Annotated in this window: 10 protein-coding genes; 4 read left to right on the top strand and 6 right to left on the bottom strand. The window is 70.2% G+C overall.

All coding sequences use genetic code 11. The features are described from left to right. The first annotated feature begins 5 nt into the window (after positions 1-5). The gene (gene ligD / locus H9658_RS19830) at positions 6-2780 is read left to right on the top strand and encodes a DNA ligase D (RefSeq protein WP_191826669.1); all 2775 of its coding nucleotides are present in this window, start codon (positions 6-8) and stop codon (positions 2778-2780) included. A 375-nt stretch (positions 2781-3155) separates the two neighbouring features. On the opposite strand, the gene dld is transcribed toward ligD, so the two are convergent. The 6 genes from dld to H9658_RS19800 all read right to left on the bottom strand — a co-directional run bounded on the left by dld (position 3156) and on the right by H9658_RS19800 (position 8947). Continuing rightward, positions 3156-4898 carry a D-lactate dehydrogenase gene (dld, locus tag H9658_RS19825; RefSeq protein WP_191826668.1) on the bottom strand — a complete coding sequence of 581 codons (1743 nt, stop codon included), beginning with the start codon at positions 4896-4898 and terminating at the stop codon, positions 3156-3158. A gap of 5 nt (positions 4899-4903) precedes the next feature. Continuing rightward, positions 4904-6064 (bottom strand): FMN-dependent L-lactate dehydrogenase LldD, encoded by a 1161-nt coding sequence (lldD, locus tag H9658_RS19820; protein WP_191826667.1) that lies wholly within the window; start codon positions 6062-6064, stop codon positions 4904-4906. Beyond that, positions 6061-6933: a transcriptional regulator LldR gene (gene lldR / locus H9658_RS19815; RefSeq protein WP_191826666.1), complete on the bottom strand. Its 873-nt coding sequence runs from the start codon at positions 6931-6933 to the stop codon at positions 6061-6063. Before lldR ends, lldD begins: the two co-directional genes overlap by 4 nt. A gap of 102 nt (positions 6934-7035) precedes the next feature. After that, a complete protein-coding gene (locus H9658_RS19810; protein WP_191826665.1) occupies positions 7036-7491 on the bottom strand; it encodes a DUF2214 family protein in 456 nt (151 codons plus the stop codon). Between the two features lie 10 nt (positions 7492-7501). Continuing rightward, positions 7502-8071 carry a methyltransferase family protein gene (locus H9658_RS19805; protein WP_191826664.1) on the bottom strand — a complete coding sequence of 190 codons (570 nt, stop codon included), beginning with the start codon at positions 8069-8071 and terminating at the stop codon, positions 7502-7504. A gap of 24 nt (positions 8072-8095) precedes the next feature. Then, on the bottom strand, positions 8096-8947 hold the full coding sequence (locus tag H9658_RS19800) for a CPBP family intramembrane glutamic endopeptidase (RefSeq protein WP_225210137.1): 852 nt from the start codon (positions 8945-8947) through the stop codon (positions 8096-8098). Between H9658_RS19800 and H9658_RS19795 the strand changes: the two genes are divergently transcribed. The 3 genes from H9658_RS19795 (at position 8946) to fabV (ending at position 12237) form a co-directional block, all read left to right on the top strand. Continuing rightward, a complete protein-coding gene (locus H9658_RS19795; protein ID WP_191826663.1) occupies positions 8946-10049 on the top strand; it encodes a sensor histidine kinase in 1104 nt (367 codons plus the stop codon). The two genes, H9658_RS19800 and H9658_RS19795, sit on opposite strands and share 2 nt — an antisense overlap. Beyond that, entirely contained in the window at positions 10046-10678 is a 633-nt protein-coding gene (locus H9658_RS19790) for a response regulator (protein ID WP_191826662.1), read from the top strand. Before H9658_RS19795 ends, H9658_RS19790 begins: the two co-directional genes overlap by 4 nt. A 353-nt stretch (positions 10679-11031) precedes the next feature. Continuing rightward, complete coding sequence (gene fabV, locus H9658_RS19785) at positions 11032-12237, top strand: enoyl-ACP reductase FabV (protein ID WP_191826661.1); 1206 nt, start codon at positions 11032-11034, stop codon at positions 12235-12237. Positions 12238-12643 lie beyond the last annotated feature (406 nt).

Genomic DNA, 12643 nt, shown 5'->3' with positions numbered 1-12643 from the left:
GCGCGATGACGCTGCGCGAGTACGCCCGCAAACGCCGCTTCGGCGCGACGCCGGAACCGGCTGACGACAGCGTCGCGACGCCGTCGCGGCGGCCGATCTTCGTCGTGCAGCTGCACCACGCCAGCTCGCGCCACTACGATTTCCGCCTGGAAGCTGATGGCGTGCTGAAGAGTTGGGCGGTGCCGAAGGGCCCGTCATTGCGGGTCGGCGAAAAGCGGCTGGCGGTGCAGGTGGAAGACCATCCGCTGTCCTATGCCGGTTTCGCCGGCGATATTCCCGAGGGCCATTACGGTGCCGGCCATGTCGATGTGTTCGACCACGGCACCTGGTCGTGCGACGGCGAGCCGCTGGCCGCGATCGCCGCCGGCAAGCTGGATTTCGTGCTGCACGGCGAGCGCCTCAACGGCAACTGGAAACTGGTGCGCACCGCGTTGCGCGGCAAGCAGCCGCAGTGGCTGCTGATCAAGCGCGACGATGCCTTCGCCGCCGATCGCGAGGCCGACGACCTGCTGCAGGATTCGCCTGCGGCGTCTGCGAAGCGTGCCGCCAAGGCGACCAAAGTCACCAAAGTCACCAAAGTCACTAAAGTCACTAAAGTCACTAAAGTCAGCAAGGCCGGCGCGGCCAGCAAGGCAAAACCCACGCGCGGCCAAGCGTCGGCCGCAACACCCGCAGCGCGACCGCGGCGCAGCGACGCGGCCTGGCGCAAGCGCGCGCTGGCGCTGGAGGGCGCGCACGAGCGTCCGTGTCCGCCAGGCGAGCGCGCACAGCTGACCACCCTGCGCGAGCGCGCGCCCGACGGCGCGCAGTGGCTGCACGAAATCAAGTGGGACGGCTATCGCCTGCTTGCCGATCTCGACGCCGGCCAGGCGACGCTGCGCTCGCGCAACGACCAGGCCTGGACCGAGACCTTCCCCGAGGTCGCCCACGCGGTGCAGGCCTTGCCGGTCGGCGAAGCGCGGCTGGACGGCGAGCTGGTCGTGCTCGATGCCGACGGCCGCAGTGATTTCTCCGCGCTGCAACGGGTCATCGAGGGCAGCTCCAAGCAGCCGCTGCGCTACCTGGTGTTCGACCTGCTCGGCGTGGCCGGCGTGGACCTGCGCGACGTGCCGCTGCTGCAGCGCAAGGAACTGCTGCGCGCGCTGCTGGGCGATGCGCCCGGGGTGCTGGCGTATAGCGATCACGTGCTCGGCCATGGCCCGGAGGTGTTCGCCGCGGCGGCCGCGAAGGGCTACGAAGGCGTGGTCAGCAAGCGCGTGGACGCGCGCCATCACGGCGGCCGCGGCGGCGACTGGGTCAAGACCAAGCACGAGAGCAGCGACGATTTCGTCATCGTCGGTTACACCGATCCCAAGGGCGCGCGCAACGGCTTCGGCTCGCTGCTGCTGGCGCAGCGCAGCGATGGCGGGTTGCGCTATGTCGGCCGTGTCGGTACCGGCTTCGACGAGGCTGGCCTGCGGCGGCTGCTTGCGCAGCTGCAGGCGTTGCACAGCGCGCAGGAGGTGGTGGATCTTCCTGCGCATGTGCCGTTCCCGCGGCGCAGCGTGCACTGGGTGCGGCCGCAGCTGGTAGCCGAAGTCGCCTTCCGCGGCTGGGCCAAGGAAGGCCTGTTGCGCCAGGCCGCGTTCAAGCGCCTGCGCGAGGACAAGCCGCTGCAGGATCTCGGCGGCGATCGTGCGCCACCACCGCCACCGGCGGCAGGCCACGGCAGTCATGCCGTGGCGGCGCGCGCTGCGGCATCGGCAAAGAAGACCGCGCCGGCCGCGCGCGGATCGGCCAAGCCGGCGAAACGCGGCGCGTCGGCCGGCGATGCCGCAAAAGACGGCGCCGCCAAGCGCAAACCGGCGGCCGCCAAGTCCGCGCCGCGCGCAAGCACCGCGGCGCAGAAAGCCGCTTCTTCCGCCAGCGCCGATGCCGCGGCCGCGGCGGTTGTCATCACCCATCCCGAGCGCGTGGTGTATCCGGGCGCCGGCATCAGCAAGGGCGAGGTCGCCGACTACTACCGCGCCATTGCGCCATGGTTGCTGCAGGAAGTCGCCGGGCGCCCGCTGTCGTTGCTGCGCTGCCCCGATGGCGCCGGCGGCGAATGCTTTTTCCAGAAGCACAACAACCGCGCGCTCGGCCAGCATGTGCATGCGATCGCGCTGAAGCAGAAGAGCGGCACCGAGGACTACCTGTACATCGACGATCTCGCCGGCCTGCTGGAACTGGTGCAGATGAACACCCTGGAGCTGCATCCCTGGGGGTCGACCGTGGACGATCCCGAGCACCCCGACCGGCTGGTGTTCGACCTGGATCCGGGCGAGGGCGTGAGCTGGGCGCAGATCAAGGCCGCCGCGCGCGAGATCCGCACCCGCCTGCGCGAGACCGGGTTGGAAAGCTTCGTGCGCCTGTCCGGCGGCAAGGGCCTGCACGTGGTGGTGCCGATCGTGCCCGGCGCGGACTGGGAGCAGGCGCGCGATTTCTGCGAAGCCTTCGCCCAGGCGCTGACCGCGTCCGCGCCCGACCGCTACGTGGCCACGATGAGCAAGGCCAAGCGCACCGGGGTGATCTTCGTCGACTGGCTGCGCAACGGCCGCGGCAACACCAGCGTGTGTTCGTGGTCGCTGCGCGCGCGCGAGCACGCCACGGTGGCGGTGCCGCTGCGCTGGGAAGAACTGGCGCGGATCGCCTCGCCGCAGGCGTTCCCGCTGGCCAAGGCGTTGCAGCGCGCCGCGCGGCTGCGCGAGCATCCGTGGAAGGAGATGGACAAGCTGCGGCAGCGATTGCCGGGGACGTGAAACGGCGATCGGGCGGATCGCCGTGCGGCTGCCTGCGCATGGCAACCCCGGCAGGAGCCACAACGGGTCATGTTGGTCACCGATCGTGAAACGTCGACACGGAGACGGCGGCGATGCCCGCTGCCGATGTCAGGTACGGTCGCTACCGATTGCGGCAGCTTCGTCTTCCCGGCTGCGGATGCCGTCGCGACTGAAGTCGCTCCTACAGGGAGCGCCGCTTGCTACGGACGGGTTGGTCCTCGCGTCTCCACTGTAGGAGCGACTTCAGTCGCGACGAACGGAGGCCGCATCTCAACGCCGGTACAAGCCACTCCATGCCGACACCGCAACCCCATCCGCGGCGAACTGCGCCAACGCTTTGCATGACGCGCGCGCTCACCGCGCCTCCGCTTCCTCATGCCCGCCATCGCACGCCCGCCAATGCCTGCCCTTCGGCGTGTGCCCGATCCCGGGGTTGAAGCTGTTGGTCGGGTCCAGCGCGCGGTAGAACGCCGCCAGCGCCGGCTTGGCGCGGTATAGATGGCCGACGTTGTGCTCGGCCGGATATTCGGCACCGCGCCGGTCCAGCAGCGCCCACATCGCATGCTCGATCGCCAGCGGATCGTGGCCCTTGCGCACCAGGTAGTCCTGGTGGAACACGTGGCAGAAGAAATGGCCGTAGTAGAGCTTGCCCAGCAGCGCATCCTCCAGTTCCGGCGGCAGCGTCTCCTGCCACTGGCGGTCGTTGCGGCGCAGTGCCACGTCCAGCGCCACGATGTCCTCGACCGTGTCGCGGTGCACCTGCCGATAGCGCACCGCCGCGCCGGCCACGGCGAAGCGGTGCAGGAACGCCTTGCGGCCCTCGTCGGCGTCGCAGCGGAAATAGGCGCCGCTTTCGCTGCCGGCGAAGTGGCCGGCGAGGAAGGCGTCGGTCGCGGCGGCGTCCTGCGCGGACACGCGCAGCAGCAGGTGGTGCTCGAAGCGGTCGCGGTAGGCGCGCAGGCGCGGCGGCAGGTGTTCGGGCAGCCGGTCGGTCAGCGCCTGCAATGCGTGATCGGCCAGCCCAGGCAGGCCCAGCGCCTCGCACCAGCCGTCCACGCGGCTCTTCAGCGCGAACGCCTTGGGCACCGCATCGGTGCCGAAGCGGTCGATCAGCAGGAAGGTGTCCTTGCCGTAGCGCGCGCCGATGTCGAACGCGTTGCGGTGCAGGTATTCGCCGCTGATCGGCGGTTGCGCGAAGGCGGTGAGCAGGCCGCGGCGCAGCGCGGTCAGGTCGTCGGTGGCGTTGCTGCCGATGTAGAAGACCGTACTGTCCTCGCGCGGGAACGTGTCCAGCCGCACCGCGAACACGCACAGCCGCCCGGCCGAGCCGGAGGCCTCGTAGTGCCGCGCCGGGTCGGCGTTGAAGCGGGCCGGCGTGTCCGCGTCCACGTCGCGCACGTGCGCGGCGTAGTCCGGGTCGGAGGCGGCGAGGGCAGGGTCGTCGTGGATGTCGGCGGTGCCGTAGTCGCCCGCCTGCAGCCGGGCCAGGATCTGCTCGGGCGTGTCGCCCAGCGCGATGCCGAGATGGTTCACCAGGCGCAATTGGCCGTCCGCACCGAGCTGCGCGAACAGCGCCAGCTGGGTATAGGCCGGGCCGCGCCGCACCAGCGCGCCGCCGGAGTTGTTGCACACCCCGCCCAGCACCGAGGCGCCGATGCACGAGGAGCCGATCACCGAATGCGGCTCGCGCTGCAGCGGCCGCAGCTGCCGTTCCAGTGCATCCAGGGTGGCGCCGGGCAGGCAGACGACCTGGCGGCCGTCGTGCAGCGGCTGCACGCCACGCAGGCGCAGCGTGCTGATCAGCACGATCTGCCGGTCGTAGCCGTCGCCGTCCGGGGTGGAGCCGCCGGTGAGGCCGGTGTTGGCGGCCTGCACGATGACGATGCGCCCGGCGGCGACCACCGCCTGCAGCACCCGCCACAGTTCCAGCAGCGTGCCCGGCTGCGCCACCGCCAGCACCCGGCCCTCGCCGAAGCGGTAGCCCTTGCGGAAGCGCCGCGTCGCGCGGTCGCCGACCAGCACGTGGCGGCGGCCCACCGCGTCGCGCAGCTGGCGCAGCAGGCCTGCTTCGGCCACCGGGACGCGCGTGTCGGACATCGGTGCTACGGCGACACGGCGCTTTCGCGGGTGACCCGCGCCAGCGAGTCGCGCGAAATCGCGCCGATGGACTTGGCGCCGGTCAGCGTCATCGCCACCCGCATCTCCTTCTCCACCAGGGTCAGCAGGTTCTCCACCCCGGCCTGGCCGGCCGCGGCCAGCGCGTAGACGAAGGCGCGGCCGAGCAGCACCGCGTCGGCGCCCAGCGCCAGCATGCGCACCACGTCCAGCCCGCTGCGGATGCCGGAGTCGGCCAGGATCTTCAGCTCGCCCTTCACCGCATCGGCGATCGCCGGCAGCGCGCGCGCGCTGGACAGCACGCCGTCGAGCTGGCGCCCGCCATGGTTGGAGACCACGATGCCGTCGGCGCCGAAGCGCACCGCGTCGCGCGCATCGTCGGGGTCGAGGATGCCCTTGATGACCATCGGCCCGGTCCAGAACTCGCGGATCCATTCCAGGTCCTTCCACGAAATCGACGGGTCGAAGTTCGCGCCGAGCCAGCCGATGTAGTCGGCCAGCCCGGTCGGGCTGCCGCGGTAGGCGGAGATGTTGCCCAGGTCGTGCGGCCGCCCCAGCAGGCCCACGTCCCAGGCCCAGCGCGGATGGGTCGCGGCCTGCAGCATGCGCCGCAGCGGCGCGTGTGGCCCGCTCATGCCCGAATGCGCATCGCGGTAGCGCGCGCCGGGCGTGGGCATGTCCACGGTGAACACCAGCGTGGTCACGCCGGCGGCCTTGGCCCGCTCCAGCGCGTTGCGCATGAAGCCGCGGTCCTTGAGCACGTACAGCTGGAACCACATCGGCCGGTCGATCGCTGGCGCCACTTCCTCGATCGGGCACACCGACACCGTGGACAGGGTGAACGGCACGCCCTTGGCCGCCGCCGCGCGCGCGGCCTGCACCTCGCCGCGGCGCGCGTACATGCCGGTCAGCCCGACCGGGGCCAGCGCCAGCGGCAGCGCCAGGCGCTCGCCGAACAGCTCGGTCTCCAGGCTCAGCGCGGCCATGTCGCGCAGCACCCGCTGGCGCAGTGCGATGTCGGCCAGGTCGGCGACGTTGCGCCGCAGCGTGTGCTCGGCGTAGGCGCCGCCGTCGATGTAGTGGAACAGGAACGGCGGCAGCCGCGCTTCGGCGGCGGCACGGTAATCGGAAGCGGCGGAAATGATCATCGGCGCGGGTCGTCGGGAGAGGAGGGGAGACGCGAGGCGCGCGCGCGGCGCGCGTCGTCTTCGTCGAGGCTGCGCAGCGAGGTGTGCACGAAGGCCAGGTGCGCGTGTGCGGCGTCGCGCGCCTGTTCCGGCTCGCCGGCCAGGATCGCGTCGCGCAGCGCGCGGTGCTGCGCCAGCAGCGGGGCGAAGGTGCGCGGCGACTGGAAGAGCTTGTGCCGGCTCTGCGAGATGTTGGTCTGCAGCAAATCGAACAGCCCGCGCATCACCTGCAGCAGCACGCGGTTGTGCGCGGCCTCGGCGATGGCCAGGTGGAAGTCGGCATCGGCGCGCGCCTCGGCGGCCGCATCGCCCTGCGCATGCGCCTGCAGCATCGCCTCGAACGCAGCGGCGAGGCGCGCGCGGTCGGCGTCGGTGGCGCGCAGCGCGGCATGCCAGGCGGTGGCGCCTTCCAGCGCGTGGCGGGTCTCCAGCACGTCGAAGCGATATTCCGGGTCGCCCTGCAACAGCGGCAGGAACGGTTGCAGCGGCGCCACCACCCGCTCTTCGGGGGTGTGCGGGCGCTGCACGTAGGTGCCGCCGCCGGCGCGGGCGCGCAGCAGGCCCTGGCTGGCGAGCTGGGCGATCGCCTCGCGCAACGCGGTGCGCGACACGCCCAGTTCCAGCGCCAGCGTACGTTCGGCCGGCAGGCGTTGCTCGGGCTGCAGCCCGCGTTCTGCGATCAGCGCCCGCAGCTGCGCGGCAACGCGATCGCTGAGGCGGGCGCCGCCGGGAGCCGACTCAGCATCCGGCGGCGCCGCATCGCGCGAGCCGCGACTTGCCGCTGGCGGGGTCGTCCCGCCTGTCGTCGCGGGCGCTGATGGATTGGTCATACCAATAACTGCCGATGGCGTACCGGGGCAGCCATTAGATCGCCGCGCATTCCGCAAAGTCAACTGCGGAAGGGACTTTGCCTCAAAATTTGGTCATACCAATCACAGCATGCCGTAACGCGCCATCGTCGCGGCCAGCACGAACAGCAGCGCCAGCAGCGCCAGTTCGGCGCTGACGATGCGATGCAGCGCGGCCACCTGCACCGGCGGCGGCACGAACCCCGGCTGCAGGCGGGCCTGGCGGCGCCAGCGCAGCAGCCGCAGCGTGGGCAGCAGCGACAGCAGCCCGATCGCCGCGAACACGCCCAGCTTGGCCCAGAACCACGGGTTGTGCAGGTAGTAGTCCTGGCCCTTGAGTGCGTAGTGCACGCGCAGGCCGCCGACGACCAGGATCAGCAGCGCCGCCGCCCCGTACGCGGCGTCCGCGCGCAGCAGCCGCGCCAGCCGCAGCGCGTGCGGCGGTTCGCGCAGCAGCGTCCACTCGACCACCAGCGCGGCGGTCAGCAGCAGGAACGCGAGGTGGTGGAGGACGGCGAGGATCAGGTCGAGCGCGCCCATCGGCCGTCCCTCACCAGACGAACGGCAGCAGCCGCCAGCTGTGCGCGGCGTAGTCGGGGTACTCGCGCGGGAACGCCTGGGTCAGCGCGGCTTCCTCCACGCGGATGCGGCGCAGGAACGCCCAGGTCACCGGCAGCACGATCACCAGCAGCGACAGCACGTTGCCCAGGCCGACCGCCAGTCCATAGAACGCCAGCAGCGCGCCGGTGTAGGAAGGGTGGCGCAGATAGCGGTACGGCCCATGGCGGATCAGCCGATGGTCGTCCTGGATGGTCACGTCCACCGTGAACCAGCGCGCCAGCACCCGGATCGCCCACAGCCGCAGCGCCAGGCCGCCGGCCAGCAGCGCGCAGCCCAGCCAGCGCGCCGGCTCCTGCAGCGCCGGCGCATAGCGCCACACGCCGACGAAGGCCAGCAGCACGCCCAGCGCCACCGCCACGTACAGCACGCGCCACAGCAGCTGCAGCGTGCCCTGATCGCGCGCGCCGCCATCGGCCGCGCGGCGGCGGTGGCTGAGCAGCATCTCGTAGACGCCCCAGGCCAGATTGAGCGCGATGAATAGCGTATCGGGAAGATGCATGGCATGACTCCGTGGATGGATGGATCAGGAAGAATGCTGAAGGACGGCCAGCACGGCGGATAGGATCAGCAGCCAGTGAACGACGATGTTGGGCCATAGGCGGCCACTGACGATGAACTGCAGGCACAGTGCCAGGCCCCATAGGAAAAACCACCAGAACTGGTCGATCGACTTGAGCCCGTGCTGGAACACGAAGGCCAACGTGGCCACGCCGCTGGAAACCCAGGCACCCAGTCCCCGGCTGCGCAGCGCCTGCAGTGCGAAGCCGCGGTAGACGAGTTCCTCGCACAGGCCGCCGAGCAACGCCATGCAGATGAACACCATGCGGCTGGCGGTGCTCTGCGGCGCCAGGTTGGCTAGGTCGGAAAGCTTGGCCGGATCGACTGCGCCGGTGAGCCGGAGCGCGAATTCGACCGTTGCCACCAGGCACAGCGCGAACAGCACGTAGCCGCCGATCAGGGCAACGCTGCCCCGCCGGCCGAACCCATAGCCAAGATCGCGCCAGTGCCAGCCGCTGGCACGCAACACGCAGCGAAGCAGCAGGAGCTGCACGGCATACCAGAGCGTCACCAGGATCCAGAACAAGCTCTGGAAATCCAGGCCATGCGCCAGGACCACGGGTCGGGCGAGCAAAAGCAGCGACAGCAAGGTGGAGCCCAGCGGCAGGCCGAGCAACAGGCCCAGCAGATAGCGCATCGGCATCGGGGAAGGCGGGTTGGGGCGGGTCATGGCAGCGTCCATGCGGTGGTCGTTCAAGTCTGGCCGTCCGCGCCGCTGCCGACAGCAGCCGCTGGTCATCGATCCGACATGCCGGAAGTCACTTTCTGCGCTGGCCCCATTGCCGGCCAGGCGGCGCGCGGTCAGCATGCGCGGCATGAACGGTTTCCTGCGCGAGCTCCTCGAACCCAAGCGCCTGGCGGCGCTGGTTACCGTGGCGACCGTCCTGTGGTCGTTCCAGCTGGAGCCGCAGGCGCCGGCCGCCTGGCGCTGGACCGCGATCGGGGTGTTCGCCCTGCCGCTGCTGTTGAGCGGGACCGTCCTGTCGCCACCGCGCCTGCGCGACGTCCTCGTCTGGCTGCAGGCAGGTGCTGCGCTGGCCCTGGTGTGGATGGAACCGCGCGCCGGCACCGCGCCGGTATTGCTGGTGGTTGTGGTCGCGCGCGTGGCGTTGGTGTGGGAGCCGCGTCGGGTGCTGCTGATGGTGCTGCTGGTCAACCTCGGTACGTTCCTGGTGCTGCACGCGGCCGGATTCCGGCGTGCGCTGGCGGTGACCCTGATCTACGCCGGCTTCCACGCCTTCGCCGCGCTGACCGCGCACTACGCCCGCACCACCGAACTCGCCCGCGAAGCGCTGGCCCGGGTCAACGCCGACCTGCTGGCCACGCGCGCGCTGCTGGCCGACAGCGCCCGCGATGCCGAACGCCTGCGCCTGGCGCGCGAGCTGCACGACGTGGCCGGGCACAAGCTGACCGCGATGCGGATCAACCTGCGCCTGCTGCTGGCCGATCCGGACCTGGCGCGGCGCGAGGAACTCGGCGTGGTCGAGCGCCTGTCCGGCGAGCTGCTGGCCGATATCCGCAACGTGGTGCAGTCGCTGCGCGACGACCGCGGCCTGGACCTGGAGACCGCGCTGCGCGCGCTGGCCGCGCCGTTCCCGCGGCCGCAATTGCGGCTGCAGATCGCACCGGACGTGCGCATCACCGATCCGCAGCTGGCCGAGACCCTGCTGCGGCTGGTGCAGGAAGCGCTGACCAACGCCGCCCGGCATGCCGATGCCGATGAGGTACAGATACGTCTGCATCATGAGGATGGGCAATTGCGCGTGGACATCGAGGACGACGGCCGCCGTGCCGAGCGTATCCAGGAAGGCAACGGCATCGCCGGCATGCGCGAGCGCCTGACCGCGTTGCGCGGCCGGCTCGAGCTGGGCCGCACGCCGCTGGGCGGCATGCAACTGACCGCGCGGCTGCCGCTGTGAGCGCCTTGCGCATCGCCCTGGCCGACGACCAGATCCTGGTGCGCGCCGGCCTGCGCGCATTGCTGCAGACCCAGGGCATCGTCGTGGCCTGCGAGGCCGACGACGGCGAAGCGCTGCTGGCCGCGCTGGCGGCCACGCCGGTGGACGTGGTGCTCAGCGACATCCGCATGCCCGGGCTGGACGGCATCCAGGCGCTGCAACGGCTGCGCGCGCGCGGCGACGCCACCCCGGTGCTGCTGCTGACCACCTTCGACGACGCCGACCTGCTGCTGCGCGCCACCGACGCTGGCGCGCAGGGCTTCCTGCTCAAGGACGCCGCACCGGAGGACCTGCGCGATGCGATCGTGCGCGTGGCCGCGGGCGAGACCCTGCTGCAGCCGGTCAGCACCGACCCGGTCCGCGCGCGCTACCGCTACCGCGACGAGGACGCGCCGCGCGACACCTTCAACGAACGCGAAGTGGCGATCCTGCGCCTGCTCGCCGGCGGCTATTCGAACAAGGAGATCGCACGCAGCCTGTTCCTGGCCGAGGGCACGGTGAAGAACTACGTCTCCACGATCCTGGACAAGCTCGGCACCCGCGACCGCACGCGCGCGGTGCTCAAGGCGATCACGCTGCGGATCATCTGAGCGGGCGGATACGGCACGCGTGTCGCGAGACCGGCGGCGGATGCAGTCGCGACTGAAGTCGCTCCCACAATGAAGCCGAGGGCTGCGGTATTCCGGCAGCGAACGTCGCCCCTTGTGGGAGCGACTTCAGTCGCGACGCGCAGACCCGCAACGGCTGCAGCCAAAGCGCATGCCAGGAACACGTTCCACCGATCGGCCGTGCCAGTCCAGCGCCCCGCCTCACAGATCCGCACTAGGACAGCCGCCGCATGCCGCGCCATGTCCATACCATGCCGTCTGCTGCACCCGGCCCTTCTGCGCGCGCCGCGCAGACATTAAGATGCCGCGGGGCATCTTGCCGAGAGGACACCACGTTGATCATCCACCCGAAAGTTCGCGGTTTCATCTGCACCACCACGCATCCGCTCGGCTGCGAGCGCAACGTGCTCGAACAGATCGAGGCCACGCGTGCGCGCGGCGTGCGCAGCGATGGGCCAAAGAAGGTGCTGGTGATCGGCGCCTCCAGCGGCTACGGCCTGGCCTCGCGCATCACTGCCGCGTTCGGCTTCGGCGCCGACACGCTGGGCGTGTTCTTCGAAAAGCCGGGCAGCGACAAGAAGGCCGGCACCGCCGGCTGGTACAACTCCGCCGCGTTCGACAAATTTGCCAAGGCGCAGGGCCTGTACAGCAAGTCGATCAACGGCGACGCGTTCTCCGACGAAGCGCGCGCGCAGGTGATCGAACTGATCAAGACCGAGATGGGTGGCCAGGTCGATCTCGTCGTGTATTCGCTGGCCTCGCCGGTGCGCAAGCTGCCCGGCACGGGCGAAGTGAAGCGCTCGGCGCTCAAGCCGATCGGCCAGACCTACACCGCCACCGCGATCGACACCAACAAGGACGCGATCATCGAGGCCTCGATCGAGCCGGCCACCGAGCAGGAGATCGAAGACACCGTCACCGTGATGGGCGGCCAGGACTGGGAACTGTGGATCGACGCGCTGGCCGCCGCCGGCGTGCTCGCGCCGGGCGCGCGCAGCGTGGCCTTCAGCTACATCGGCACCGAGATCACCTGGCCGATCTACTGGCACGGCGCGCTGGGCAAGGCCAAGGTGGACCTGGACCAGACCGCGCAGCGCCTGCACGCGCGCCTGCAGCAAAGCGGCGGCAGCGCCAACGTGGCGGTGCTCAAGTCGGTGGTGACCCAGGCCAGCGCGGCGATCCCGGTGATGCCGCTGTACATCTCCATGGTCTACAAGATCATGAAGGAAAAGGGCCTGCACGAAGGCACCATCGACCAGCTCGACCGCCTGTTCCGCGAGCGCATGTACCGCGCAGACGGCCAGGCGCCGGCCACCGACGAGCAGAACCGCCTGCGCCTGGACGACTGGGAACTGCGCGACGACATGCAGGACGCGTGCAAGGCGCTGTGGCCGCAGGTCACCACCGAGAACCTGTTCCAGCTCACCGACTACGCCGGCTACAAGCACGAATTCCTCAAGCTGTTCGGCTTCGAGCGCAAGGACGTGGACTACGACGCCGAGGTCGATCCGGACGTGAAGTTCGATTGCATCGAGCTGTAGGAACAGCCGGGATTGGGGATTCGGGATTCGAGATTGGAAGAGCAGGGATTCGGGATTGGAGAGGCGGCCGGCAGCGATGCCGGCCGTTTTGCGTTGGGTGTCTGTCGCGGCTGAAGCCGCTCCTACAGGGGAGATGCGCGCTTCTGTAGGAGCGGCTTCAGCCGCGACCGGACCGATGAAACTACCGCGGCGCGCATCGGATCGAAGGTCCGGCCGGCGCCAGGAGCCAGGCGCGTTCGATGGCGTCCTGCGTCGCGACTGAAGTCGCTCCCACAGTGGCGACCTGCGCAATCCAGGCGGCGACCGGAGCTCCTTGTGGGAGCGACTTCAGGGCACCTCTAAAAACCTGCCTGCTTTGGCATCATATGGTCTGAGAAGACAGCCGAGGCCTTGCGATGATCAGCTT

Origin of the sequence: Xanthomonas bonasiae (genome assembly GCF_014836395.1) — a bacterium.
Lineage (GTDB): Bacteria > Pseudomonadota > Gammaproteobacteria > Xanthomonadales > Xanthomonadaceae > Xanthomonas_A > Xanthomonas_A bonasiae.
This window is presented reverse-complemented; position numbering and strand designations above follow the sequence as displayed.